The organism is Paenibacillus sp. J22R67, assembly GCF_059692175.1.
Genome location: NZ_JCAUAX010000009.1, coordinates 213,783 through 240,077, shown reverse-complemented (window position 1 = coordinate 240,077; position 26,295 = coordinate 213,783). Strand labels below are relative to the sequence as shown.

General features: G+C 49.5%; 20 protein-coding genes. 11 read left to right on the top strand and 9 right to left on the bottom strand.

Annotated elements, in window-relative coordinates; translation table 11 throughout:
- Positions 1–16 precede the first annotated feature (16 nt).
- From AC58VC_RS28410 to AC58VC_RS28400, 3 genes are all read right to left on the bottom strand, one after another.
- Positions 17–2,527 carry a S1C family serine protease gene (locus tag AC58VC_RS28410; RefSeq protein ID WP_497373686.1) on the bottom strand — a complete coding sequence of 837 codons (2,511 nt, stop codon included), beginning with the start codon at positions 2,525–2,527 and terminating at the stop codon, positions 17–19.
- 95 nt (positions 2,528–2,622) lie between these two features.
- A complete protein-coding gene (fdhD, locus tag AC58VC_RS28405; protein ID WP_497373684.1) occupies positions 2,623–3,471 on the bottom strand; it encodes a formate dehydrogenase accessory sulfurtransferase FdhD in 849 nt (282 codons plus the stop codon).
- Between the two features lie 5 nt (positions 3,472–3,476).
- Positions 3,477–5,834 carry an FdhF/YdeP family oxidoreductase gene (locus AC58VC_RS28400; protein WP_497373682.1) on the bottom strand — a complete coding sequence of 786 codons (2,358 nt, stop codon included), beginning with the start codon at positions 5,832–5,834 and terminating at the stop codon, positions 3,477–3,479.
- A gap of 35 nt (positions 5,835–5,869) precedes the next feature.
- Here AC58VC_RS28400 and AC58VC_RS28395 point away from each other — a divergent pair, with 35 nt between their 5' ends.
- Positions 5,870–6,280 carry a hypothetical protein gene (locus AC58VC_RS28395; RefSeq protein ID WP_497373680.1) on the top strand — a complete coding sequence of 137 codons (411 nt, stop codon included), beginning with the start codon at positions 5,870–5,872 and terminating at the stop codon, positions 6,278–6,280.
- Positions 6,281–6,406: 126 nt separating this feature from the next.
- On the opposite strand, the gene AC58VC_RS28390 is transcribed toward AC58VC_RS28395, so the two are convergent.
- Positions 6,407–6,769: a Na-translocating system protein MpsC family protein gene (locus tag AC58VC_RS28390; protein WP_127456818.1), complete on the bottom strand. Its 363-nt coding sequence runs from the start codon at positions 6,767–6,769 to the stop codon at positions 6,407–6,409.
- A 367-nt stretch (positions 6,770–7,136) separates the two neighbouring features.
- Here AC58VC_RS28390 and AC58VC_RS28385 point away from each other — a divergent pair, with 367 nt between their 5' ends.
- The 10 genes from AC58VC_RS28385 to dgoD all read left to right on the top strand — a co-directional run bounded on the left by AC58VC_RS28385 (position 7,137) and on the right by dgoD (position 19,382).
- Positions 7,137–7,583 carry a MarR family winged helix-turn-helix transcriptional regulator gene (locus AC58VC_RS28385; protein WP_497373678.1) on the top strand — a complete coding sequence of 149 codons (447 nt, stop codon included), beginning with the start codon at positions 7,137–7,139 and terminating at the stop codon, positions 7,581–7,583.
- Positions 7,584–7,616: 33 nt separating this feature from the next.
- Complete coding sequence (locus AC58VC_RS28380) at positions 7,617–9,380, top strand: ABC transporter ATP-binding protein (RefSeq protein ID WP_497373676.1); 1,764 nt, start codon at positions 7,617–7,619, stop codon at positions 9,378–9,380.
- Positions 9,373–11,154 (top strand): ABC transporter ATP-binding protein, encoded by a 1,782-nt coding sequence (locus tag AC58VC_RS28375; protein ID WP_497373674.1) that lies wholly within the window; start codon positions 9,373–9,375, stop codon positions 11,152–11,154. Before AC58VC_RS28380 ends, AC58VC_RS28375 begins: the two co-directional genes overlap by 8 nt.
- A gap of 262 nt (positions 11,155–11,416) precedes the next feature.
- Positions 11,417–12,766 carry an ABC transporter substrate-binding protein gene (locus tag AC58VC_RS28370; RefSeq protein WP_497373672.1) on the top strand — a complete coding sequence of 450 codons (1,350 nt, stop codon included), beginning with the start codon at positions 11,417–11,419 and terminating at the stop codon, positions 12,764–12,766.
- Between the two features lie 93 nt (positions 12,767–12,859).
- Complete coding sequence (locus AC58VC_RS28365) at positions 12,860–13,744, top strand: carbohydrate ABC transporter permease (RefSeq protein WP_497373671.1); 885 nt, start codon at positions 12,860–12,862, stop codon at positions 13,742–13,744.
- Complete coding sequence (locus AC58VC_RS28360) at positions 13,741–14,556, top strand: carbohydrate ABC transporter permease (protein WP_145665038.1); 816 nt, start codon at positions 13,741–13,743, stop codon at positions 14,554–14,556. Before AC58VC_RS28365 ends, AC58VC_RS28360 begins: the two co-directional genes overlap by 4 nt.
- A 117-nt stretch (positions 14,557–14,673) precedes the next feature.
- Positions 14,674–16,434 carry a sensor histidine kinase gene (locus tag AC58VC_RS28355; protein ID WP_497373669.1) on the top strand — a complete coding sequence of 587 codons (1,761 nt, stop codon included), beginning with the start codon at positions 14,674–14,676 and terminating at the stop codon, positions 16,432–16,434.
- On the top strand, positions 16,431–18,047 hold the full coding sequence (locus tag AC58VC_RS28350; protein ID WP_497373667.1) for a response regulator: 1,617 nt from the start codon (positions 16,431–16,433) through the stop codon (positions 18,045–18,047). Before AC58VC_RS28355 ends, AC58VC_RS28350 begins: the two co-directional genes overlap by 4 nt.
- The gene (locus tag AC58VC_RS28345; protein ID WP_497373665.1) at positions 18,031–18,201 is read left to right on the top strand and encodes a hypothetical protein; all 171 of its coding nucleotides are present in this window, start codon (positions 18,031–18,033) and stop codon (positions 18,199–18,201) included. The genes AC58VC_RS28350 and AC58VC_RS28345 overlap by 17 nt, the downstream gene beginning before the upstream one ends.
- Before the next feature lie 32 nt (positions 18,202–18,233).
- Positions 18,234–19,382: a galactonate dehydratase gene (dgoD, locus tag AC58VC_RS28340; protein WP_497373822.1), complete on the top strand. Its 1,149-nt coding sequence runs from the start codon at positions 18,234–18,236 to the stop codon at positions 19,380–19,382.
- A 369-nt stretch (positions 19,383–19,751) separates the two neighbouring features.
- Here dgoD and AC58VC_RS28335 read toward each other — a convergent pair whose 3' ends face one another.
- From AC58VC_RS28335 to AC58VC_RS28315, 5 genes are read right to left on the bottom strand one after another with little or no spacing between them, the layout of a single operon-like run.
- Positions 19,752–22,097 (bottom strand): S-layer homology domain-containing protein, encoded by a 2,346-nt coding sequence (locus AC58VC_RS28335; RefSeq protein WP_497373663.1) that lies wholly within the window; start codon positions 22,095–22,097, stop codon positions 19,752–19,754.
- A 49-nt stretch (positions 22,098–22,146) separates the two neighbouring features.
- Entirely contained in the window at positions 22,147–23,712 is a 1,566-nt protein-coding gene (locus tag AC58VC_RS28330) for a DHA2 family efflux MFS transporter permease subunit (protein ID WP_497373662.1), read from the bottom strand.
- 11 nt (positions 23,713–23,723) lie between these two features.
- Positions 23,724–25,040, bottom strand: a complete 1,317-nt coding sequence (locus tag AC58VC_RS28325; RefSeq protein ID WP_497373660.1) for an efflux RND transporter periplasmic adaptor subunit — start codon at positions 25,038–25,040, stop codon at positions 23,724–23,726.
- 21 nt (positions 25,041–25,061) lie between these two features.
- Positions 25,062–25,721 (bottom strand): HlyD family secretion protein, encoded by a 660-nt coding sequence (locus tag AC58VC_RS28320; protein ID WP_497373658.1) that lies wholly within the window; start codon positions 25,719–25,721, stop codon positions 25,062–25,064.
- Complete coding sequence (locus AC58VC_RS28315; protein WP_497373656.1) at positions 25,718–26,155, bottom strand: MarR family winged helix-turn-helix transcriptional regulator; 438 nt, start codon at positions 26,153–26,155, stop codon at positions 25,718–25,720. Before AC58VC_RS28315 ends, AC58VC_RS28320 begins: the two co-directional genes overlap by 4 nt.
- Positions 26,156–26,295 lie beyond the last annotated feature (140 nt).

Sequence of the window (26,295 nt, the reverse complement as noted above, 5' to 3'; positions counted from 1 at the left end):
TATTGCTTTCGCAGTGCTATTTGTTCACAACATCCAAAAATTGGAGAGAGGCAAAAGCTTTATTCAACCGAGCTTCATTAACGTCCGTTCGAACGGCCTCGTCCATCCGCAACCTAACGGTATAGGATATCTGATTTTGACTGAACATGTATGTTGTTTCTTTATAAGGAACTTTGGCACTTACATAATTAACTTCGTATTTCTTCGCCTTCACGCCGCCAAGTACAGTAGTTTCCTCGTCGGTATAGGCATATTCGCTATCGCTTTCATGGCTCTTCTTCTGCGCGGCGTCTTCTTCTTTCACCAAATCTTCATACGCCGTTTTGGTGTCTGCATCGATCGTCAAGTAGCCCCCAGTGAAGAGGAAGGACTTGCTCACCTGATCTTTATTGTCATATGATTTGCTGCTTGTCCACATTTCTGGAATTTGCAGCGTGTATTTATATTTCTCATTCTTATAGGCAATGGTACGATTCGGATCGATCAGCTCATCCAGATCTTGAATGAAACCAAGTTCTTGATCCCTGTTGTCTTTATCCACTTCAATCGTGGAGGTCAAACTGTGCAAGAGATCATCGAGCTCAGCCCCCTCCTCATCCTGCGGATAGCTGACTTCAACCTCATACTTATATTTATCCTTAATGAAAAAGAGGGAATACCCCGCGGTCCATTGGTTACCGAGTGTTTCTGCATAAGCTGTCTTCAAAGCCGGAACGCCAGCCAAAGTAAGCTCCTCAGGATCTGTGATCTTACGGTATTTCTGCACATACTGCGCTTCAAACTGCTTGCGCTCACGATCAGCCCACGCGGCTAGCGTATCACCGGAAGAAGCCGAAGTAACATGAACCTGAAGCGATTGCGAATAATCCGCATTAAAAAAGGATGAGGTGCCAGTATAACTGCTTTTCTGCCAGCTAGAGGGCAGTGCAAAAGATAAACCATATTCATTCGTATAGGTGGTATTGCCGTTAGAATAAGTCGAAATATCCTTGAGCGATTCATCCTGCGCATTGAAGGAAAGTTTGAAGGAATCAAGTAAATCATTATAGCTATTTTGTTTAAAATCGTTGTTGTAGTGATCTTTCATTACAAACAATTGCACTTTGTATAGGCGTCCCTCGTGAAGATACCCACGGGTTTGAATATAACCCTCGTCCCCGGAGCGGCCTACAATTTTGGCGAACGGGCTGCCTTCACGCTTCACATATTGACGCTCCAGGATGGTGGATGCTGCCATATCGTCATAATCATCCTCTTCACTGCCAGTCAATTTGTTCAAAAGCGCCGACGGAGATAACTCATCGCTCTCATTATCAACTTGGATGGACAGGGAGAACTCCCCTTTGGCATCCATGAAGCTAACCGAATCTCCCTCCTCGGACTGATGCCCCTTCACTAAGCCTGCTGGATATTTCATCGACCAGCCAAAATGGCTGTCGCCGATCTTTGTTTTACCGCGATCTGCATCCAAATCAGACCCCTCTGCGTCTTCCTTCCACTTCGTTTCGGGATGGAGCACTTCGCCCAGGGTGACGGACTTCGTTACGGTCGTACCCTCGGATTGAATGGTGATATCCACCTTCTCATCCGGCAAATATTTCTTAATCGCCTCATTGTAGTCGACGAGCGTCTTCACCTTGTTCGCACCAATCGAAACAACTAAATTATCCTGCTCAATACCGGCTGCAGCCGCTGGTGAATCAGGGTCGACATAAGCAACCCGCAGGCCTGTGGAGCTAGGCAAGCCTACAACAGCTTCCCAGCTTTCTTCGAGCTCCAACCCCAAATAAGGGCGTTTCACTTTCCCATACAATTGAAAATGCTTCAACACATACTTGACGGTGTCCACCGGAATGGCAAAGCCGAGATTTTCAACCCCGAAATCGGCATATTTCATCGTATTAATACCGATAACTTCACCTTTCATGTTAATCAAAGCACCCCCGCTGTTGCCTGGATTGATCGCCGCATCCGTTTGAATGAGCTGATATTGCGAGCTCACCGAGCGGTCAAGTCCACTGACGATGCCTACGGTAACGGAATTTCGTAAAGCGAAAGAAATCGGCGTCCCAATAGCCGCGACGGTTTCCCCCACTTTAATGTCTGAGGAAGAAGCGAACGTCGCGGGCGATAGGCCTGAGGCTTCGATTTTGACCAATGCCAAATCGCTCTCCTCATCGATATTCGTTGCATGCCCGTTATACGTAGTCCCGTCTGATGTGACAACTACGATATTGTTCATATCTTTGACCACATGCGCATTCGTCACGATGACACCATTAGACTCAACGATCACGCCTGTACCGTGCGCAAGATTAAAACGATTTTTCTCTAGTGTTTTATCTGAATCGTAGGAGGGTTTGCCTATAATTGCTACTACGGACGGTGAAGCTTTTTCGATCACCTTAGGAACCTCTGCATTTATTTCGGCTGCATAAGAAGGCGAAGGCCCCTGCAGGGAGACAAGCAAGAAGGCTGCCAGTAACGCTGTTGCCCCTTTTTTTGCAACGGTATTCCAATTCCCCATGACGGTCTTCCTCTCTTAACAAAATATGACAGTAGCTAGAATCTAGCATATTTGTGGTAGAGAGACAATACAAATTTTCCCACATAAAAAGGGCTTTATCGACATTCCGATATGCGCTGCGGGTGGGTGTAAACCGTTAATTGGTCCCTTCGAATGAAACCAACGACCGTAATCCCTAGGTCCTGCGCTAATCTAAGCGCCAAGTCGGTTGGCGCAGATTTCGACAGCAAAATACCGACCCCGATTTTGGCAGCCTTGAGAGCGACCTCAGAAGAGACCCTTCCGCTAAAAGCAATGACTTTATCCCGAACGGATATTCGCTGTCTCAGCAAGTGTCCATAAATTTTATCCAGCGCATTATGCCGACCGATATCCGATCTGCTCAAGAGAAGGTCATCCACCGTACACAGTGCTGCATTGTGCAGCCCGCCCGTAGCCCGAAAATCGGCCGACTGCTCCTGCATCAGATTCATAAGATGAAAACATTGCTGAACGGTAATCTGGAGTTCCGTGCGAACGGTTTTGGCCGTGCGAGCATCATTGTGAAAATAAAACTGACGGCTTTTGCCGCAACAGGAGCCGATGAACCGTTTGGACACCATTTGCCGGCTAAGCTGGTGCAGATGCCGCAGCTTCACATTGGCAAAGCCGCGCTCCACCTCCAATGTGAGGGACTCGATCTGATCGACGAATCGAATCAAGCCCTCAGAAGCTAGAAAGCCAGTAACCAAATCAACTGTATCCGTTGGTGTGTACACCAGCGTTGCGAATTCCTCGCCATCCACCTTGATCGTTAACGGCGTCTCAGTCGCGATGGTGTCTTCTTGAGGGAGAATCTCCGTTCCGTTATAGCGGTAAATGCTCCAAGTTGTCGTTGACGAAAGCCCTGACTCTGCAGACCCAGCTGGGCCAACAGGCTCAACCTGATCCTGTTCGTTATCCATCGTGTTCACCCCGCTTCGATCTCCAGTTCTTCAATCCGTTTCTCGACGTATCGCGTGTCTTTGTGAGCATGGTACGTTTCTGCCTTCTCCACGATAACCGCTGTATTGTATTCCGGGATGCCGGCATGCGGCTCGTAAACGCCTTTCGGGATCAAGCTGTTCCCTTCCGGCCAATGGACTTCAATGTTACCGGTTTTGATCTCGGCAAATTTGACCCGGCCGTGCATGCTGCCGAACCGGTTGTAGACCACAATCGCCTCCCCTTCGCTTAGCGCAAGGGGAGCGGCATCCCCAGGATGGATCAGCACATCGTAGCGATCCGCTTCATTGAACGGATCGATGTCGCTGTAGATCATCGAGTTGAACTGCTTGCCGCGCCGCGTCGTCACGGCAAAGTGCCCCTCCGGCTTCCGCAACTGTGGAAGCTCGATCGGCAGCAGCGCGCCGCGGCCATCCGGCGTCGGACAGACGCCGTCTTCGCACAGCCAAGCGCCGCCGTATTGAAACACATCGCCGCGCTCACGCAGGTGCTGAATGCCGTTGTAGCTTGGCGCGGCCAGAGCAATCTCCTCGCGAATGGCCGCGGCGCTGCCGCAGCCGAGATGCTGACCGGCTGCTTCGGGCTTCACGCGGCGGGCCAGATCGGCATAGATCGCCCACTCCGCGCGGGCCTCCCCGATCCGCGGGCCGGCGATCTCGGGCGAGAAGTACACCATCCGCTCCGTCGAGGTGGACGTGCCTCCCCCGGGCTGCTCATAGCGCGTCATCGCGGGCAGCACCACCACAGCCTCCCGCGCATCCAGCAGCGTGGAGGTATTCAGGATGATGTCCTGGTGCACACGGACGTCTACAGCCGTTAGGGCTTCACGGACGAATGCCGGGTCAGGCATCGTCTCCAGGAAGTTGCCTCCGGATGTGTAAAACAGCCGGAGCTTCCGCTCCTGCTCTTCAGGCAGGAGCGCATTCTCTAGGGTGACACCGACGATGTCACCCTGCCAGCTCGGCAGCGCGAAGCCCCAGAGCTGCTCGATGCGGTTGCGGTCGGCGGCGCTGCTTATGTCGCCGCCGGGCAAGGAGAAGGGGTCCGCGCCCATTTCGCCGGAGCCCTGTACGCCGCTGTGGCCGCGGATGGGCATCAGCCCGCAGTGCTCACGGCCGAGGAAACCCCGCAGGAGGGCGAGATTCGCCACCTGCGAGATGTTGTCCGTGCCGAAGCGGTGTTGTGTGAGCCCCATGCTCCACACGAAAACCGCGGACGCGGCACGCGCCAGCAGCTGAGCGAACTCGCGCATGCGTTCGCGGGAAAGCCCGGACGACTGCTCCAGCGTCGTCCAGTCCTGCTGCGCCACGTGGGCGCGCAGCTGCTCGTAGCCGTTCGTGTGCGCCTGCACGAACGCATGGTCGATGGCGGAGCCGGGCACGGCCTCCTCCATCTCGAACCAGACCTTCATGACGCCGTTCATGAAGGCAATGTCTCCGCCGATGTTCACTTGGTACACATCGTCGGCGAGTTTGGTCCCGAATAACGCGGATTCGGGAATCGAAGGGATCCAGTACTGCTCCATCGACGGCTCGAAGTACGGGTTAATGACAATGATCTTCGTCCCTTTGCGCTTGGCCGCGTACATATACTTCGTCGAGACCGGCTGATTGTTCGCGGCCACACTGCCCCAGAACACAAGGACGTCCGTTCCGATCCAGTCCTTGTAATTACAGGTCGAAGCGCCGACGCCTACGGAGCGCTTCAAGGCCGTCTTCGACGGCGAGTGACAGATGCGCGAGGCATTGTCGATGTTGTTCGTGCCGAGCAGCCTCGCCACCTTGGCCGCGGCATAATACGACTCGTTCGTGATCCCTCTAGCCGTCAGATAGAAAGCCATCCCCTTCGGGTCAATCGCGCGTGCTTTCGCCGCGATGGTGTCCAGCGCCTCATCCCATGTGGCGCGGCTGAATTTCCGTTCCCCGTGCCGACGTATGAGCGGATAGGGAATTCGCCCGAGCTGCCTGAGCTCCGTGCTGCTCATGCGGCTTAGCTCGTCGATGTCCGCATGGAGCAGCTCCTCACGGATCGCCGGCATCGTATTCAGTCGAAGCACGTTCAGCCTTGTCGTGCAGAGGTGAGGTCCCGCCAGCGTCTGGTCGTACAACCCCGACACGCCCAGTGCACAGCCGTCGCATACCCCTTGCGTCAATATCCGGTAGGCATAAGGAAGATTATCCCGATTCTGCCAGGCAATTTTGGCCGTTTCCCGAATATGCTGCGGTTTCACTTTACCTAGCCCGAACGGCACCTTGCTGACCCACAGCTTCGGATCGGGTTTTGCGGGCAGTTTGATCGGCCCGGTGTGCTTCGTTTTTCCCATTTTGAGCAGCTCCTTCATCGCGTTATTGGATTGGTATGAAGCAAAAAACCACCGCAAAACACGCCCTGCAAACTTTCTTTTTCAAGAAAGTAACAAGCGATGTTCTACAGTGGTTAGTCTCCGGCAGGTTCGCTACCAAGTGCCAAGCACCTTTGCTATGTATATGTCATTCTTGGATGTTTGCCTTTGCGTTTGAGTCTGCATTGGCTTTTGCGGTGCCCGTGTGTGCAAGTCACGCTCCCAAATTGCATAAAGTACATCTAATTCATGCTGACTACGTATTAATTCCATTGAATCCTGCAAAAAGTACATCTAAATTGGGGCTGAAGCTCTATTTGGAAGCTATAATCCGCAATTTGCTGTACAAAATACACGATTCACTCTCAAAATCGCAAAATTGCGATGTTTTGCTGCACTTTTTACATGATTGTGCTGGTCAGCTTTAGCAGTCATGGGGTCTGGGGTTCGCGGTTCGCGGTCTGCGGTCTGCGGTCTGCACTCTGCGCTCTGCAGTCTGCGCTCTGCACTCTGCGGTCTTGCGGTCTGACAAGGTTCCCCATGACAGCCACAATCTACTTCCCGCCAAACTTTTTCTCCAAATCCTGATCAAAAACGAATACCGACATCCCCAAATCCTGCTCAATGTCGATGTCAACGAACAACTGGACGAATTTCGCGCCAAGCAGCTCCTCCATCTCCACAGGGGGATGATCGCGATACATCTCTTTGACCATTTCCGTACGAGCCGTGCGGAGCATTTGTCTGCCATCGCCCGTCTTCGCCATAAACTTTTCCACTGGTGATAGGTTTCCAGCCATCTCGCAGATCGCCCAGCACTTGCAAAAGGTCGTTGTTACGCGCTCCGGCCCTTTGCCCATATGTCTTTTGCGATAAGCCTTGACCAGGTTACTGAATTCGGCCTCCATTCGGTTCATCGGCCAGCCACCTTTATGTTTGCTCCCTCAATCATAGCAAGAAAGCGCATACCTGACTAGAGGGAGGATACCCGCACGGGCTGCTCTCCTCAATCGTGCTCCTCTTCATCCCATCTGCGGGAGTACGCCTTCCGCGTTACCCAGAACGTTGCTCCAAGTATGATAACAAGGGCAATTACGCCCAAAATAATAGCAGCGGTCATTTCCTTCCACTCTCCTTTTACACCTTATCTATACAATACCTGAAATGCGTAGAGGCGTGCAAAGAGCATTTTCTAATCGTTTAAAAAGTTAAAAATCGTATTGACAGAATGTGGAGACGTATCTAAGATATTAATTAGTCACCTAACAAAAAGGAGGATATCCGTTGTCGCGTCACCCGAATCCCGAATCTCTTACCCATATGATGTCTCATTTGCTGAAAATGCACCGCCGTACGATTGATCAAATCATTCATCCGTATGATGTTTATCCCGGTCAACCGCCTTTGCTCCTTGCCTTATCCGCCGAAGACGGACTCAGTCAGCGCGAGCTCGCTGCGCGCATTCACAATAAGCCCGCAACACTAACTGTGATGGTGGATCGCATGGAGAAAACAGGTCTTGTCGAGCGCCGGCCTGACCCTGATGATCAGCGGGTTACTCGCGTTTATTTAACCGATAAAGGCAGGGAAGTCACCGTCCATGTCAAGGAAGCCATCAAGGCGACGGATGAGTTGACCTTTTCGCATTTTCTGCCTGAGGAAATCCTCTTATTTCGCCGTCTTTTGCTTCAAATGCAGGAGAATCTGCGCTCGAAAGAGGAAGAAAATTAGTTAGCCACCAAACAAAAGAAAGGATTTCTTGCGATGTGGAAACTACGATCATTTGTTAAACCTTACTGGCTGATCACCCTGCTTGCCCCCTTGCTGATGGTGATGGAGGTCTGCATGGATCTAACTCAGCCCCGCCTCATGGCGGCTATTGTCAATCATGGCGTTGCCGATGGCAATCTCCCACTGGTATGGTCAACGGGCTTGCACATGCTGGGCGTTGCCTTCGTTGGCCTTGTCGGCGGGGTGGGCTGTACGTTTTTTACAGTGAAAGCCGCACAGAACTTCGGCGCTGACCTTCGGCTCAGCGTATTTGAGAAGGTGCAGTCCTTCTCGTTCCGGCAATTGGATACTTTTTCAACAGGATCGCTGATTACTCGTTTGACCGGCGATGTCATGCAAATGCTGAACATCCTGCAAATATTGCTGCGTCAATTTGTACGCGAGTCTTCGCTGCTTATTGGCAGCATCGTGATGGCGATTGTTATTTCGCCGCGGCTTTCTTTGATTTTACTGGCTGTTGTCCCGATTCAGTTTCTTATTTTGTATGTGCTAATGAAACGCTCTACGCCACTTTTTCGCCTGATGCAAGCGAGGCTCGATCGCGTTAACACCGTTATGCAGGAAAGCACTTCAGGCATTCGGGTGATCAAAGCTTTCGTTCGTGCCGCCTTCGAGCGAACCCGCTTCGGCAAAGCGAATACCGCGTTGCTCGACGCGAGTCTCAGCTCCGCTCGCGCCTTGGCTACAAGTGGACCGCTGATGACATTGATTTTGAACATAAGTATTGTGGCGGTACTATGGTTCGGCGGCGGGCAGACTTGGAGCGGCTCGGTGGCAATTGGCGATTTGGCGGCTTTTATCATCTATATCACGCAAGTTCTCTATTCGCTGGTTTCAATCAGCAATACGCTAATGAATATTTCCCGCGCACAAGTTTCTGCTGAGCGCATCCGCGAAGTGTTGGATACAGAACCGGACATGAATGAACCCGTGCAGGAGCGGAATGAGGATGAAGTACATAGGGAAATGAGTTCACCTGTGCCAGGCTGTGAATTGGAATTTGAACATGTCTCCTTCGTGTATGATTCTGCTCCTGACCAGCCAGTTCTTGAGGACATCTCTTTCAAGGTACTGCCAGGCCAAACGATCGGGATTCTTGGAGCGACCGGCTCCGGTAAATCTACGCTCGTCAGCTTGATCCCGCGGCTCTATGACGCAACAAATGGCCGCATTCTTCTGGGCGGCGTTGATATTAAGGAGATGCCCGTCGAACAGCTGCGCGGTCAGATTGGAATTGTCCTGCAGCAGTCCATTTTGTTTAGCGGTACGATTCGCGAGAACCTTCTTTTCGGCAGGCCAGGGGCCACTGAAGCGGAGATCGAGGAAGCTGCCAAGGCAGCGGAAGCCGATAGCTTCATTCGCAAGCTGCCCGAAGGTTACGAGGCGAAGCTGGGACAGCGCGGCGTGAATCTGTCCGGCGGTCAAAAACAGCGCATAGCGATTGCCCGAGCTCTACTCCTGCGCTCGCCGCTGCTTGTACTGGATGACAGCACCAGTGCCATCGATCTTGGCACGGAGAAGCGCATCCAGCGTTCGCTGCAGCAGTTGATGGCTGGCAGCACACGCATCATTATCGCGCAGCGCGTCTCATCGGTGATTCACGCCGATCAAATTCTTGTTCTGGATGAGGGACGCGTCGCCGCACGTGGAACCCACCAGGAGCTGCTGGCCACAAGCGCCATCTATCAAGACATTTACCGCTCGCAGCAAGGAAAGGAGACTGCCCTTCATGGCTAAAAAGCAGACACCTCCGCGCAAGCCGCGCGCCAAGCATATCGGTGCAACCCTCCTTCGCATGTGGGGTTATCTTCAGCAACAACGCACTGGACTGCTCACTGTTATTCTCCTTACCGTCCTCGGCAGCGGACTTGCGCTGCTCGGGCCTTATTTGATAGGCGTAGCGATTGATGATTACATCGTACCGCGCGACCGCAGCGGCTTGCTTGGACTCTGCCTCCTTTTGCTTGGCTGTTATTTGTTCAGCGGAGCGGCTACGTGGATTCAATCCTATGTGATGGCGGGGGTCTCTCAGCGGACGGTTTGGGAAATGAGACAGGATCTGTTTCGCCATCTGCACAAGCTGCCGATTAGTTATTTTGACAAGACTTCTCATGGTGAGCTTATGAGTCGCACGACGAATGACGTCGATAACGTAGCAACTACGCTCAGTCAAAATTTAACACAGATCATTACAAGTATCGTTATGATTGTCGGTTCTTTTATCATGATGATTACTTTGAATATTTGGCTTACTCTCGTTGCGCTCATTACTGTTCCTATCGTCCTTTTCACAACAAAACAAATTACGAGGCACACACAGCGCTTATTCAAGGAACAACAGCAGCGGCTCGGCGAGTTGAATGGCCTAATTGAGGAATCGATTTCTGGGCAAAAGGTGGTCAAAACATTTCGTCGTGAAGCTGCGACTGTCCGCCAGCTCGATTCCATCAACAGGCAGCTCCGTGCTGCCGGTACAGGTGCCCAGCAGCTCTCGGGCATGATGGGACCAAGCATGAATATGATTAATCATTTCAGCTTCATCCTGCTGGCTGCCATTGGCGGCTGGATGGTGCTCAATGGCTGGACGATGGTAGGCGTTATTATCAGTTTCCTCAACTATTCCAAGCAGTTCAGCCGCCCTATCAACGATCTCGCGAATCAATATAATATGATTCAGTCCGGTATTGCGGGGGCCGAGCGTGTGTTTGAAGTGATGGATCGCAAGACGGAATACGATCCATCGGGGAATGCTGTAGAGCTAACGGAGGTTAAGGGCGAGGTCGTGTTTCAAAATGTCTCCTTCCGTTATACCGACGATGTGCCTACGCTGAACGATGTTACGTTCGCCGCTGAGCCCGGCGATTTAATCGCCTTAGTTGGCCCGACGGGCGCCGGCAAAACGACGATCATCAACCTGCTGACCCGCTTCTACGATGTCGGCGAAGGCTCCATCACCATCGACGGCCGCGATATTCGCAGCCTCGACAAAGATAGTCTGCGCAGCCGCCTCGGCATCGTGCTGCAAGATGTGTACCTTTTCTCGGATACGATCCGAGAAAATATCCGCTTCGGCCGTCTGGATGCGACGGACGATGAAGTCGAAACCGCCGCGAGGCTTGCCAACGCGGACGGGTTCATTCGCAAGCTGCCTAACGGCTATGACGCCATGTTGACCGCCGGAGGCGGCAACCTGAGTCAAGGCCAGCGACAGCTGCTCACAATCGCGCGGGCGATTCTCGCCGACCCCGCGATTCTGGTGCTCGACGAGGCGACGAGCTCCGTCGACACGCGCACGGAACTGCACATCCAGCAGGCGATGGGCGTTCTGATGAAAGGGCGCACGAGCTTCGTGATCGCCCACCGGCTTAGCACGATTCGCGAAGCGAGTGCGATTCTGGTGATCCACGGCGGCGAGATCGTGGAACGGGGCACGCATGAGGAGCTGCTTGCGCTCCGTGGGCATTATTATGAATTGTATGCTAATCAATTCAGCCAGGTTAGCTCGCTTTAATAGGTAGAGAGCCTTCCCCACAAGGAAGGCTTTTTTTGTTTTTGAAGTAACGGGAAAATCTACCGGTATTCTGCGCTGTTTGGTCGCAGGATGCTTTTGGAAAATCAAACTAGGGCACCCTACCCCTAACACGAATTATCTTCAGCCGTAGTTATGCATCTTAAATCTTAGTTATATCAACACCCTACAGGAATCAGGTACTCTTAGAGATGTAAGGATGTAAGCACATTCATTTCTAAGTACACGGGAGGTCACATATTAGATGAAAAAATCATTCAAACAATGGATTGGTGTTGGCACGACGGCTGTCATGGCAGCAACGGTATTAGCAGGCTGCGGCAGTACGGCGAACACGGCACAGCCATCTACTCAGCCAAGCGCCGGTGCTGCGGCAACCGCTAACGCAAAGCCATACGCAGGTAAAACAATCTCGCTCGTAACGGCCAACCACCCTTGGGCAGATGCCATCAAGCCTTTGCTGCCGGATTTTGAGAAGGAAACAGGCATTAAAGTGAATGTCGAAAGCTTTTTCGAGGATCAGCTCACACAGAAGCTGACGGTTCAATTCACATCTGGCTCCGCAACGCCTGACGTTTTCATGTACCGCCCGCTTCAGGAAGGCAAGCTTTTCTACAAGAACGGTTGGGTACAACCTTTGGACGACTACGCTCAAAAAGCGAAGGATTACGATTTCAACGATTTCTCCAAATCCGCCATCGGCTCCACAACCGTCGAAGCGAAGTTAGCGGGCATTCCGATTATTACGGAGCAAGAGATTCTATACTACCGCAAAGACTTGCTGCAAAAAGCAGGCATCGCTGTACCGAAAACGCTAGATGAGCTGAATGCTGCCGTGAAAAAACTGCACGATCCGAAAAATGAGATGTACGGCTTCGTCGCAAGGGGGCAACGCTCTCCGCTCGTAACACAAGTCTCGTCCTACCTGTATTCGGAAGGCGCAGACTTCACGACAGGCGAGAAAGCCAGCATCAATACGCCTGAAGCGATTAAAGCTTTTACCACTTACGGCACGCTGCTTAAAGACTACGCGCCTCCAGGTGTGCTTAACATGTCCTGGCCGCAGGCCTTTGGTATTTTCGCACAAGGAAAAGTCGCTTTCCTGACGGATGCTAACTCCTTGTACCAGAACGCAACGGATCCAGCCAAATCCAAAGTAGCTGACCAAGTCGGATTCGCTGTATTCCCTGGCGGCAAAGCAGGCTCCAAGCCTTACAGCATTACATCTTGGGGACTTGCCATGAATGCCAAATCCGGCAATAAAGATGCGACTTGGGCCTTCATCCAATGGGCAACAAGCAAAGATGTTGTGCTGAAAACACAGCAAAAAGGCAACCCTGGCGCCCGCACCTCCGTATGGGATAAACCAGAAGGCACGACTGGATTCCCTGCAGAGCTAGTTCCGATCATCAAGGAAAGCGCCAAAACAGGTGTTGACCACGACCGTCCAACGGTTATCAGTGTAGGTGAAGCTCGTGATGCGGTTGGTGAAATCGTGCAAAAAGTGATGTCTGGCGAAACCAACATACAGCCCGTTGCAGATAAAGCTAATCAAGCGCTGCAAACGATTATCGATAAAGATAAAACGAGGTAAATAGGCGTTTGAGGGGTGAAAAGGGTCATCTGATGGCCCTTTTTCCTTTCATACAGTTCCTTCCTATACGAACATCAGAAAGGGTGACTTCAGGTGCAATACAGCTGGTTTAACCGCAACTTAAAATGGATTTATACCCTTCCGGCCGTCATCTTCGTCCTGCTGATGATGCTGTTTCCAATCATCTACACGGTCCGCATCAGCTTTTACGAATGGAGCATGTCCGCTACGACGCCTCCTCTTTGGGTGGGCTTATCCAACTACACGGCCTTATTAAAAGACGAGCGCTTCTGGCATGCAGCAGGCTCGACGTTTTATTTTACCTTTGCTGCACTCGCTTTGGAGGTTATCCTTGGCATTGCCATCGCCTTACTGCTCTCCAGGGAGTTTCGCGGGAAGAACCTCGTTAAGACGGTTTTCTTGCTTCCAATGGTCGCCACACCCGTTGCCATGGGCTTGGTCTGGATGCTGATTTACGAGCCGACAATTGGCGTCGCTAACATGATGCTTAAATCATTAGGACTCGAACCGCTGCTATGGCTGGCTTCCCCCAATCAGGTCATTCCTTCCCTGGTCATCGTAGATGTCTGGGAGTGGACGCCGATGATCGCGCTCATCATTATGGCCGGGTTGGCTACACTGCCAACAGACCCTTATGAAGCCGCTGACGTGGACGGCGCGAGTACATGGAGGAAATTCGTTTCCATCACACTTCCGCTACTAAGACCTACGATAATCGTGGCAGCTATGCTTCGTTTAATCGATGTTTTGAAAACATTTGATATCATCTACGCAACAACCCAAGGCGGACCGAACTTCGCTTCGGAGACACTGAATCTTTACGGCTATGTACTCGGCTTTCAATACTTTAAGCTCGGTATGGCATCGTCCCTGCTTGTCATTTTCTTCGCGTTAGTAATGGGGCTCACATTATTTATGATTTGGATGCGTAAACGAATGGAGGGAGCCACTTCGTGAAGAAAAAAAGAGGTTCACGGTTCCTGCAAACCCTGCTCACCTTCCTTGTGCTGATCGTTTTTGCATTCCCGTTTGTCTGGATGCTGCTCGCCTCCTTTAAAACACAGTCGCAAATTTTGTCAACCGGCCAACTATTTATTTTCAAACCAACTTTCCATAACTATGTCAGTGTGTTCAAGGAATACGACTTCATAAAATTCATCTGGAACAGCTTCCTAGTCGCTTTCGGCTCGACGCTGCTATCCCTTATCTTAGGCCTTCCGGCAGCCTATGCGATTGCAAGGCATCACCTTCATAAGCTCGGGCTTCTCATTCTAGTCGCTAGGATCATTCCAGGGATTACGTTCCTGATTCCTTGGTTTATTTTATTCTCCAAAATCCATTTGGTGGATACGTATACGGCCCTCATTTTGAGTCATATGCTCGTCGGTCTGCCTTTTATTATCTGGATTATGATCTCCTTCTTCGAGGCGCTTCCGACGGAAATTGAGGAGTCAGGCCTTATTGACGGCTGTACGCATCATCAGGTTTTCTTGCGGATTATTCTGCCGATCTCTGGACCTGGCGTGATCACGGCATCTCTGCTTTCCTTTATCTTCTCATGGAACAATTTCATGTTTTCTGTCATCCTGGCTGGGGACAAAACGAAGACGCTGCCGATCGCCGTATTTAACTTCATGTCTTATTCCGAGATTAACTGGGGCGCTCTTATGGCTGCAGCTTGCATCATCACGCTTCCGGTACTGATTATCGCCTTAGTATCCCAACGTTATGTGGTCAGCGGACTTTCTGCAGGTGCTGTAAAAGGTTAATCCTAAAGGGTTACCCCAGAATGCAACGACGAGAGAAGTTTCCATTCATTTGGAGGACTTCTCTCGTAGGCGTATACTCTAGGTTATAACGCTTAGATGACCCGGAAGGTGATTGGCATGCCCTATAAACTTAATATTTTTAGCAAAATCTTAATCATGTTGATCTTACTGCTTATTCCTATCGTGCTGCTGTACAGCTATACGAACCGGATTACGAACAATGTTGTGCAGGATCAGATCCAATCGTCGAATTTAAATCAACTCTCCTTCTTCATGCATCAGCTCGATGCAGATGTGGAGCGGCTTGCCATGTCCCCTGTTATTCTCGGGAGCGATCCCTACATGAGGGAATATATCAACCGGAGCGATTCACCGGATTATGATGTGCTGAAGGAACAATCGCGAATGATCCAAAAGCTTAGCTTACAAAGCGTCTCTAGCGGCTGGGTTAATGAACTCACGGTAGCCATTCCTAATGGAAGGCAGGTGCTTTCCTCCAGCATTTTCGTCAACGGCACCGATCAATGGCCTTGGCATCGAGCCATTCAGCGCACTTGGACATATGAGGTGCGGGAAGGCGACAAAGGGATTGGATCGTTCATCCGAGAAATTAGCGAACCAATACGTGCACAGACGGTGGATCAAGCAAATGTGCTCTATCAGGTAAGGTTCAGTGTTCAAAACATGGTGAATCTGATGGATGTGTACAAGCAGGACAAACGCAGTGATCCTTTTTTGGTGGACGGTAGGAACGCCTTGATTGTGAACAGCTCTTCTAACCAGCAGATTACGAATGCCATTAGAGAGCAGCTTACCCTTGATGCGAACCTGCCAAGCTCCGGTCAAGTCCAGTTCGAGATCGATCGCCAGCAGTATTTGATTAGTTATGTGAAGTCCACGCAGCTAGGATGGTTCCTAGTGGATTATGTGCCTGTTGAGAAAATACTCTCGCCCATTACTATGACGCGTAAATTGTTCTATATCACCATTGGACTTCTGCTCGTTATGAGTGTACTTGCTTCTTTCATGCTGTACCGGAACGTGCAAATTCCAATTGGCAAAATGATGCAAAGCGTGCAAAAGGTGAAGCGCGGCGATTTATCTGCCCGTATCCACTACAAAGCCAAGAATGAATTCGATTTCCTCATTCAGCGTTTCAATGAAATGGCGGAACAAATTCAAGTACTGGTCGAAGACGTCTATGCAGAGAAAATCCGGTCCCGTGAGGCGACCTTAAAGCAGCTACAGTCGCAAATTCATCCGCACTTTCTCTATAACTCCTTATTTTTCATTATTAATTCGGCCGAGATGGAGGACAAAGAGTCTGTCGTGGCTATGGCGCAAAACTTGGCCGAATTCTACCGCTATACGACCAGGGTTGAAAAGCAAGCCGTTAAGCTGGCAGACGAGCTCGACTTGGTCGGCCATTACTTGAATATTCAGCAACTGCGTATCCATCGTCTGAAATATGATATTTCGGTTCCCGTGAATATGTTGGAAGAATGGGTTCCCCGGCTGATCCTCCAGCCTTTAGTGGAGAACGCCATCCTCCATGGCATCGAGCGCAGCGTGGAAGGAGACTGTATCACCATAACTGGCGAGCAGGATGAGAGCTGGAACCGCGTCATTGTTGAAGATAATGGTGCAGGACTTCATGAGGCAGGACTAGCTGAGCTGCTGGAACAGCTGCATTCACCAATGTCCGATGACATTGGCTGCGGCACTTGGAATGTCCATCACCGGCTGTATTACCAGTTCGGAGAAGGATCAGGACTTACTTTTTATCCCGGTGAAAAAGGGGGCTTGAAGGCTGTGTTAACTTGGAAGCGCAGTGCGCAGATGAACCTTCCAGAAGCTAGCGGGGAGAGCAAACGATGATTCAACTTTTGATCGTCGATGACGAAGCTCATGTTGTAGATCGGCTCCATGCCACCATTGATTGGGCATCCCTTGGGATTGAACAGGTGTTCAAAGCCTACTCAGGCAAAGAAGCACTAGAGCTGCTGGAGCAATTCTCCATCGATATCGTCCTAACCGACATTCAGATGCCGGGCATATCCGGCTTGCAGCTCATTGCGGAAATCAACCGCAGATGGCAGAAAACAAAGTGCATACTCTTATCGGGTTACTCCGATTTCAATTATGCCAAGGAAGCGATTCTTCAAGGAACTGAGGATTATTTGTTAAAACCTGTTACCGAACAGGATTTGCTAGCTGCTGTTGGTCGGGTCATGGAGAAGCTTCGGAACGAGTGGCAGGAGGTTTTTTCTAAGCAGCGACTTAGCTATACAGTCAAGGAAAACCTCCCTCTGCTGCGGGGGAATTTACTAAGTGACCTCCTTCAGGGGCGCAAACTCACCGAGCAATCCCTCCGGGACAAAATGCAGATGCTGGAGCTTCCGGATTTCCATGAACATCCCTGTGTGCTGATGATGATTCGGCTTGAATCGGAATTTCTAGAGTACGATATGAGCCGCCTATCCCTTATGGAGTATGCCATCAGCAACATGGTCGAGGAGTTATTCGCGGAGAAGTTTGATAGCTGGCATACGAAAGATGCGCATGATTATTTGATTTTTGTGATGAAAAAGAAACCGTTGGCCGCGGATCAAGAGGACTCCTCTTGGCTCGAACGAACCGCCTCTGTGCTGCAATCAGCCGTAAAAAACTACTTAAAAGGAAAAATTTCCATTCTGCTGAGCAGTTGGGGACAATTCCGTAGCGAAATTACAACCCTGTACAACGCCTCTTTGAGCGCTTTCCGCAAGCAAATCGGCAGCGAACATGAACTTTTGATACGACTCGGGGACGAATCCGTCCAACCAGAGCTCTCAGCACTCCAAAGATTGTATGAACCGCCTACGCTCAATCATCTTCTGGAAGCCGCCCGTTGGGAGGATACGGAGGATAAGTTGACTCTGATTTTCGACGAAATGGAGGCCAAATTCTCCGAGTCCCAAGAGCATTTGCTGGAGGTTTACTTCTCTGTAGCGTCTGCTTTTGCCTATATTGCTCACAAAAATGGCCGGCCTCTGCACCAGCTCATTGGCGGAGATTACGACCGAATGACCGAAGGTATCCCCTTTCGTACGGTCAACCAGCTGCGTGAATGGACGATTCGTTCCTTGCATCGGATGAGGGAGGACATGGATCAGGAGCGGAAAAACAGCAGAGTCACCCTGATTAATGACATCAGGTCATTTATCGATCAGCGTCTAGCCAGCGATGTGTCGCTGCAATCGATTGCCGATCATGTCTTTTTGCACCCCGTGTACGTGTCTAAAATTTATAAGCTGGAAACCGGTGATAACCTCAGCGATTATGTCAACCGTGTGCGCATGGATCGAGCCGCTTATCTGCTGAAGAACGGTCACGATAAAATATACGAAATCGCTACACAGCTCGGATACCAACGTCCCCACTCCTTCAACCATGCCTTCAAAAAGCATTACGGCATGACCCCGCAGGAGTATCGTGATCAATATTCGTAGAAAAGGAGATGTGGTTCATGATCTCAGATTGTTAGCAGACGCTTTTTCCTTCGGCGTAGGAGGAAGTCTGGTTGCGCTTAGCGAAATTGAGAAGGGGAGTTATAAAGCGATTACAATATATGCCGAGCAGCTTATGGCGGCAGTAAACCAGTAAGACATTCTATGGTTTGGGAGAGGAAATTTACCATGAAGATTACGAAGTTAGAACTGTTTAAGGTGCCGCCAAGATGGTTGTTTTTGAAAATCGAAACCGATGAAGGCATTACGGGATGGGGCGAGCCGATTGTAGAAGGGAAAGCGGATACAGTCGCAGCCGCCGTTATGGAAATGAGCGAGCAAATCATCGGCAAAGATCCATTGCGGATCGAAGACATGTTTCAGGTGTTGTACCGCGGCGGTTTCTATCGCGGTGGGCCTATCCTGACAAGCGCGATCTCCGGGATCGAGCAAGCGCTTTGGGATATTAAGGGGAAATTTTACAATGCCCCTATTTATGATTTGCTCGGCGGTGCGTGCCGTGAGCGCACACGCGTTTATTCCTGGATCGGCGGCGACCGTCCGAGCGACGTTGGGCTGGCGGCCAAACAGCAGGTGGCCGCGGGCTTTACAGCCGTGAAGATGAATGCCACGGAGGAAATGCATTACATCGACTCGCTCAGCAAAGTGGACGAGGCTATCGCTCGTATTGCCGCTGTCCGTGAGGCCGTTGGCCGAGATATTGGCATCGGCATCGACTTCCACGGGCGCATCCATAAGTCCATGGCCAAAATCCTCGTCAAAGAACTGGAGCCTTACCGTCCAATGTTCATTGAAGAGCCTGTTTTGCCGGAAAATAATGAAGCGCTTAAAGAGATCGCGCGCCACACTTCATGCCCGATCGCAACCGGCGAGCGCATGTACACGCGTTGGGGCTTCAAAGATCTGTTGGCACAAGGCTATGTGGACATTATCCAACCCGATCTTTCCCATGCTGGGGGCATTCTGGAGACCCGCAAGATCGCCGCGATGGCAGAAGCCTACGACGTTGCGGTTGCGCCGCATTGCCCGTTAGGCCCTATTGCACTGGCATCCTGCTTGCAGCTGGACACCTGCTCCCCGAATGCTTTCATTCAGGAGCAAAGCTTGGGTATTCACTACAATCAGGGCAGCGACCTGCTCGATTATTTGAAGGATTCGGCGGTGTTCCAATATGAAGACGGCTTCGTCAAAAATCTAACCGCTCCGGGTCTCGGCATCGAAATCAACGAGGACAAGGTTCGTGAAATGGCCGCTATCGGGCACAATTGGAAGAATCCTGTCTGGCGCCAAGCGGATGGTACGGTGGCTGAGTGGTAGGTTGTTATAATAGGCTGTTCCCCATGGTCTGTAAAGGCCGTAGGGGCAGCTTTTTTCTTATTAACACCACCGTTACGTTACGGACTCAGATGCCGTTATTTTGCTGAATTCGGCTAATTTTGCGCTGCTATCGGACTGAGGAGGCGCTATCTATGGATTTATCCACTGTTTTTGGGTATTTTCATAGCCAATAGCGGCTTCTGTGTCCGTTAGATGCTACTTCTGTCACAAAAGCGGCAAATAGCGTCATCTCAGTCCGTTAGCTGACAGTAACGTCAATCGAGCATCTACACACGTTCCGGTGGAAGTTCTGGCACGATAAAAAAACGGAGCCACGCAAAGTTTGCGGGCTCCGTTCCATATTTAGTGTTATTTCAATTCTGCAATGAATCTGTCCACTTCACCATTCGGTGTAGTTACCGATTCATAGACTTTAATGGACACATTATTTTGAACTTGGTTTTGAGTCAGATTGTTGAAGCTCAGTGATTGGGTGCCGCTCACTAAACGATTTGTTCCGGTGAAAGGGAACGAACTTGAACCCAATGAACTTCCAGAACCATCAACTAATTCAAATTTCAATTTGGAGAAGTTATTATCTACGATAACTTCAGGATCACGCGTGAAGTCCAAATCAAGATTTAGTTTATACGAATAAGATAAGGACGGAGTCGTCATCGTCAGCTGAGATAATGTCCAGCTTTTGATATTCAGCTTGAATGGATATAAGGAAACATTGTTATGATCATTGTCACTTTGCGTGCTGACCGTGTAGCTGGCAATGGTAGATTTATAAGCAGAAGAACCATCAGCCGTTTGTCCTTGTGAAGCTCCTGAAAGGACTCCCTGCACGTTCATTGTGTACTGATCACTTTGGTCTGTCGTTGGAATCGTATAGCCATAGCTGACCACGACACCTGTTCCAGGAGCAATATCCGAAGTACCCATGGTTTGACGGCTTCCCGTGTAGGTGTTGCCATCTTTCCCTGCTAAATCCGCGGCAAAAGCCGGTACTGGAATTGGCTTATCACCTTTATTGATCAGTTTGAACTTAGCTAGTCCTGTTTTATTACCGGTTTCTTCGTTATTCGTTACATGCAATTCTTCCAGCGATACAGCCAGTTTGGGATTGATGAACTCATTTCCTTGCTGGAATACCATCGGTGTACCAAAGGTATAATTGCCTCCAGAAGGGACTGTGCTTGCATCTGTTCCTCCATTAGCCGGAAGTCCGAATCCGATGCGACCTGTATAGTATTGAAGCGGTGTAGTCTGGCCTTGTTTCAAGAAGCTTTCAGGCGTAAGAACGTAGAAGGCATTCAATTGCGTATTTGTATCAGTTGTAACCGCAAAATGAATATATTTCTGCTCACCGGCATTAAGGCTTATCGGCGATTCTTCAACTCTTTTTCCAATATAAGATTGTCCAGCCGATTTCCCGCTAAGTGTAAAGTCTGGAATGGTTTCCGCATAACTTCCTGAATTCTGGACTTTCACCTGCACGATATAAGTTGGCGATTGCCCCGTGAACTGCTTGGACATACTCGCGGCCGAATATTTCAGAGATGAGGTCACGCCTGGAATGGAGAAGGTAGCCCCCCACTCACCCATGAGCGCAGCGTCATTGATCACAGCATCGTTACCGCGCCATACAATTGAAGCAACGGGAGAATCCGCCAGCAGCGTCTCCTGCTTAGGATATACTTTTGTATTCACATCGATCCAAAGAACATCTGTTAAACTTACGTCCGACTTTACATTAATATCGGTCATATAACTAAGCGTCACATCACTCTGTGGCAAAATCGAACGAGCGTTGCTTGCGCTTGGCAATAGCGTATAGTCTGTGCCGTCTGCCGTTCTGACACGAAGTTCGTAATCGGGAATCCGTATTGTCGAATTGGACGAATTGGTCAACTTAACGACGGTTCCAACTTTCCAACCATCTGTAGTTTTTTCCTGTAGGACACTTTTGACTTGAGCCTGAGAGCCGCCTGGGAGACTGTAGGCTTTCAAATCCTCTGCATGGATTTCTGAATGCTGACCTGAGGATGTATTCCCCCCGTTAGCTGCAAATTGCTGCTTCGCTGCATAAGAGGAAGTAACCAGCAGATCGCGTGTCGCAGGTTGGACTCCCCCGAATGTACCGTCTGCTTGGTTCCCTAACAAGTTCAATTGAATAGCCAATGCGGCATACCCCTTGGCCCAACTCGAGACGGTGCTATCATTCACCGCTGTAGTCCCTTTAGCTTCAGCATCCTTATTCAGTCCGCGAATTAGGAATGCGGCCAGCTGTTCTTTCGTTACTTCCCCTGCCGGGTTGTATGTGCCTTGGCCGAATCCGTCGGTAAGGTTTGCAGCTTTCAGAGCTTCGATATAAGGCAGCGCATAGCCGTTAGCCGGATCTGAGCTGCTCACATCGCTGAAACTAGATACCTGCAAAGTTGAATTTACTTTCAATCCGAAGATCAAAGCCGCCACTTTAGCGAATTGCGCACGGTTCATTTTATCATGAAGGCCAAAAACGCCATTACTGACTCCTTCAAAAATACCTGCGGAAATCATCGCATCAAACTTAGATTTAGTTCCCGCATCAAGCTGACTTAAATCACTGAAATCCGCAGAGGATTTGGGGGCTGTCGCACCTAAAGCTACAGATGAAAATAAAGTAAGGGCCATAGCAGTGCTCACGATTACGGATAAATTTTTCTTCATTTTCGTACTCCTCTCAAAAGCTAGATTATAAAATGTGGATGCCTAACAGTTACTCTTTAACCTCGGTTGGCGCTTTTTTTCTCTGGATAAAGAAAAGAACGAAAGGTATACATATGAAAGCAGGAATCGCAGAAATATAAAAAGTGTCAGCGATGGACCTGACCAAAGATTCTTTTTGCATAAATCCAGCTAAATAAGTGGCCGCAGTTCCTGAGGCTGTTGTCATATCGACCGACCAGGAATAAATAGAACCTGAAAGCATGGATATCGTACTATTTGCTGTAACTGAATCAACCGGTACACTATCACTGATGTGTTGATAGTGAGTAATTTGACGATTGCTCATGAGCGCCGTAAAGATCGCAATCCCAAGGGAACCAGCAACCTGACGAACTACGTTGGATAGCGGCGAGGCGTTACCGACCTGCTGTGGAGATACCGCACGCATTCCCGCAGTGGTCAGAGGCATCATGCAAAGCCCAATACCAATACCGCGAATTGTTAATACGGTATTTAGCCAGTGGTTAGGTGTATCCGTCGTAAGATGGTGCAGATCCAATGTCGTAACACCAAGGATGGTAAGCCCTGTGATACACAAGGGGACAATCCCGAATTTATCGGCCAGCTTTCCACTAATCGGCATCATGAGCGCCATCGCTATGGATTGAGGCATCATTAGAAGTCCCGTCTGCATCGCTGTGAGCCCTTGGATATTTTGCAAATATAGTGGGGTCAAGAACGTGCCGCCCATCATCCCCATCATAACTAAACTACCCGCAATAACACTAATCGCAAACTTTAAATTTTTAAAAAGCTTCAAATCAAGCACGGGCTGCTCGACTCCGAGCTCTACCCAGATCAGCAGTAGCAGGCTGAAGAAGGCAACAAACAGCAAGCTAATGATGAATAAAGAAGTCCATCCTTGCTGCTGCCCTTTACTTAGCGCGAGTAACAGGCTACCAAAGAAGAGCATGGACAGAACGGCCCCGGTCAAGTCGAATTTCAATCCTTCTCTTCTCGGAGAATCTTTCAGCAAGACCTTTCCAAGAATGACAGCAAGAATCCCAATAGGAATATTGATAAAAAAGAGCAATCTCCAGCTGAAATTTTGGATCAGATAACCACCAAACGTCGGCCCGAGTGCAGGGGCACACATGGCCGCTACCCCCCATAAGCCAATCGCTGTACCGGTTTTCTCCCGGGGAAACGTGGTATAAATAATTGACATCCCGATTGGCATAATAAACCCACCGGCAAAACCTTGTATGATCCGGAACAAGATCATCGTACTAGAGCTCCAAGCCAGACCGCATACCACGGAAAACAAGGTAAACCCGGCTACAGAGTAAATAAATATATTTTTATTTCCGAATTTGGCACCGAGAAAGCCGCTCATCGGAATAACCATCGCAGATGCCAAGGTATATCCCGTAATGACCCACTGCATCGTATTGATATCCGAGCCGAATACGGCAACGAACTTGTTCATGGCTACATTCATTAAGCTGCTGTTCAGAACGGCAACGAAGGTCCCCATGACGATAGCGATAAGCGACAGCCACATTTTGCCGGAGCCTTCTGATTCTTGTTGTTTAACTGCCGATGCATCGGCCATAGCTGCGCCTCCTATTCGGCTTTTACCTTCGTGCCTTCAGCAATCTTGTCTGCAGGGTTCACGACAATTTGTTCATTAGCCTTTAATTTATCGGTAGGCAGCACGTACAACCAATCCTGGTTTTTCTCCTCTGTTTTCACTTCAACGAGGTGGGTTGTATTGTCGCTTACTGTGAACAAATATTCTTTTTGATCTTTTTTAATAACTGCGCTTTTCGGAACTTCCAAACGGCTCTCTTGAGCTGCGTTCAATTTAACTTCTGCCACCATACCTGCAAAAAGCGAACCATCTTTGTTGTCTACTTTCACTTTGACAGGGAAGGTATTGCTGTTCGCATTAGCCACTGGGCTTACGAAGAAGATCTCGCCTTTAAACGTTTGATTCGGCAAGTTTTGAATGGCAACGTCTACCTGCATGCCCGCCTTCACTTGTGAGATTTGGCTATCAGATACACTCAATTCCACTTGAACTTGATCCATGTTCACCAGAGAGAGGATCTGCACACCGGGTTGAGCAAGCTCACCCACCGAAATGCCTTTTTTAACAATGAGTCCGTCGATTGGCGCGGTAATCGTGGCATTGCTCAAACCGCTGCTAGCAAGCTCTAATCCTGCATTCAAACGGTCAACATCCGCCTGAAGCGCCGAAATCGTGTTATCCGTTGGTCCGACCTTGGCCAGTTGCAGCTTGGCTTCTGCTCCTTGCAACTGTGCTTCAGCCGCTTTTTGCGCACCCTGTGCTTGTTCAGAGCCGGCTTTCGCCTTCTCAAAATCAAGTGCTCCTTTATCCAAATCTTCTTGCGTCACGCCAGAATTGCTGTCGTAGGAATTTCTTAAACGATTATAAGTGCTTGTAGCGAGATCTAATCCTGCTTTGGCTTGCTCCATCGCCGCGGTCGCTTGTTGATAAGCACCTTGAGCCGCGCTGACTGCGCTTTGAAGCCCTTGAATTTCCTGTGAACGGGCACCGGCTTTCGTATCAACAAGTTTCGCTTGGGCTGCAACGAGGGCAGATTCAGCTTGCTTCATTTGTTGCGTTAGATCACTCGTTTCCAGTTGCACCAGTACATCGCCTTGTTTGACTTTACTGCCTTCTTGCACATTGACACTGGCAACTTTGCCCGCTACTTTGGACACGATTTTAATGTCCTGATCGGGAATAACTTTCCCGCTTAACCCTGCAGATGCAGGTTGTCCCACTTTAATAACTTGGATCGGAACGGCTGTGGAATCCGCTTGTCCTGAGACTTTCGCGCCACATCCCGGAAGGATTGCAATGGCTGCAAATATGAGAATCGCTGGAACGATTAATTGATTTCGTTTACTCATCGTCGACTAACTCCTCTTGTTTTAGTTGCCCTTCAAATGAATCTTGATCGAAGTGCTAATTCCGGGTGATAAATCAAGCCCTTGGTTGTCATCGATCGAGATTTTGATAGGGATACGTTGGGTTACTTTTGTAAAATTCCCGCTGGTATTAGTAGAAGGTAAAAGTGAAAAGGTCGACGCAGTGGCTTTACTAATTTCCTGCACTTTGCCTAATAGCACTTTGCCTGGAAAATTGTCCAAGTTGATTTCTACGACTTCGCCTTCCTTGACCTTATAGATCTCTGTTTCCTCAACATTGGCCGACACATACAATTTGTTCGTATCTACGACCATGGCTACAGTTTGACCTGGCGAGGAGACTTCTCCGGTTTTGACCAATGTTTTAATGACAGTTCCTTCAATTGGTGATCGCAGTGCTGCTTGATCAAGGCTGCTTGTGGGCAAATTATTGTTGTCTTGCTGCCCAATAATCTGATCGGCCAGCACATGATCCCCTTCGTTAACCTGCAACGAAGTTACTTTCCCTGTAATTCGCGGCATCACTTTGTAGATGTCTCCGGCAAGTCTGGAATCATCCGTAGAAAGATAGTTTTGGCCTTCATACCAAAAATAACCACCGATTCCTCCGCCGACGACGACCAAAGCTGTCAATATGACATACAACATTACTTTACGCTTCATAATTTCTCCTCAACCTTCTTTTCCAAATGTCTTGTAATCAAATCGAAAGAATTATGAATGGTCACTAATTCTTCTTCTGAGAATCCATTTAAAAATTTAGAATAATTACTCTCTTGAAAAAAAGAGTTTTCCTCAAACTTTGCTTGCATTTTCTCAGACATATAAATCCAAGTCATGCGGCGATCCACTTCGTCTTTCACACGCTCAATCCAACCATCGCGTTCAAGCCGATCTATGATACCCGAGACGGTACTGTAGGATAAATCAACAGCGTCGACAATCTGCCCGATCGTCTTAGGCTCCTTCTTAATTTGATGCAACGTCATGAATTGGGGAGGTGTTAAACCCAAACAATTAATCCTTCTAGCTAATGACTCTTTATGGTATCTCGTCAGTTGCCTCAAAAGTTTAGCAATGTTCGTCTCAAGATACATCCACACACCTCATTTCAGACAAATAGATTTGAAGAGTCGACATTGACTCCCCCAAAAACAAGTTGTATCATAAAACTACATTGTTGTATTATACAACTTTATGATGGGTTGTCAATAATCAATTCTAGCCTTCTTTTTCA

Bases quoted from the DNA above. Each gene is read 5' to 3' on its own strand.
- AC58VC_RS28390 (WP_127456818.1), bottom strand. From the start codon at position 6,769: ATGAACCGAATGGAGGCCGAATTCAGTAACCTGGTCAAGGCTTATCGC.
- AC58VC_RS28335 (WP_497373663.1), bottom strand. From the start codon at position 22,097: ATGAAGAAAAATTTATCCGTAATCGTGAGCACTGCTATGGCCCTTACT.
- AC58VC_RS28395 (WP_497373680.1), top strand. From the start codon at position 5,870: ATGAAGCAAAAAACCACCGCAAAACACGCCCTGCAAACTTTCTTTTTC.
- AC58VC_RS28370 (WP_497373672.1), top strand. From the start codon at position 11,417: ATGAAAAAATCATTCAAACAATGGATTGGTGTTGGCACGACGGCTGTC.
- AC58VC_RS28320 (WP_497373658.1), bottom strand. From the start codon at position 25,721: ATGAAGCGTAAAGTAATGTTGTATGTCATATTGACAGCTTTGGTCGTC.
- AC58VC_RS28350 (WP_497373667.1), top strand. From the start codon at position 16,431: ATGATTCAACTTTTGATCGTCGATGACGAAGCTCATGTTGTAGATCGG.
- AC58VC_RS28400 (WP_497373682.1), bottom strand. From the start codon at position 5,834: ATGGGAAAAACGAAGCACACCGGGCCGATCAAACTGCCCGCAAAACCC.
- AC58VC_RS28410 (WP_497373686.1), bottom strand. From the start codon at position 2,527: ATGGGGAATTGGAATACCGTTGCAAAAAAAGGGGCAACAGCGTTACTG.
- AC58VC_RS28380 (WP_497373676.1), top strand. From the start codon at position 7,617: ATGTGGAAACTACGATCATTTGTTAAACCTTACTGGCTGATCACCCTG.
- dgoD (WP_497373822.1), top strand. From the start codon at position 18,234: ATGAAGATTACGAAGTTAGAACTGTTTAAGGTGCCGCCAAGATGGTTG.
- AC58VC_RS28325 (WP_497373660.1), bottom strand. From the start codon at position 25,040: ATGAGTAAACGAAATCAATTAATCGTTCCAGCGATTCTCATATTTGCA.
- AC58VC_RS28375 (WP_497373674.1), top strand. From the start codon at position 9,373: ATGGCTAAAAAGCAGACACCTCCGCGCAAGCCGCGCGCCAAGCATATC.
- AC58VC_RS28355 (WP_497373669.1), top strand. From the start codon at position 14,674: ATGCCCTATAAACTTAATATTTTTAGCAAAATCTTAATCATGTTGATC.
- AC58VC_RS28330 (WP_497373662.1), bottom strand. From the start codon at position 23,712: ATGGCCGATGCATCGGCAGTTAAACAACAAGAATCAGAAGGCTCCGGC.
- AC58VC_RS28315 (WP_497373656.1), bottom strand. From the start codon at position 26,155: ATGTATCTTGAGACGAACATTGCTAAACTTTTGAGGCAACTGACGAGA.
- fdhD (WP_497373684.1), bottom strand. From the start codon at position 3,471: ATGGATAACGAACAGGATCAGGTTGAGCCTGTTGGCCCAGCTGGGTCT.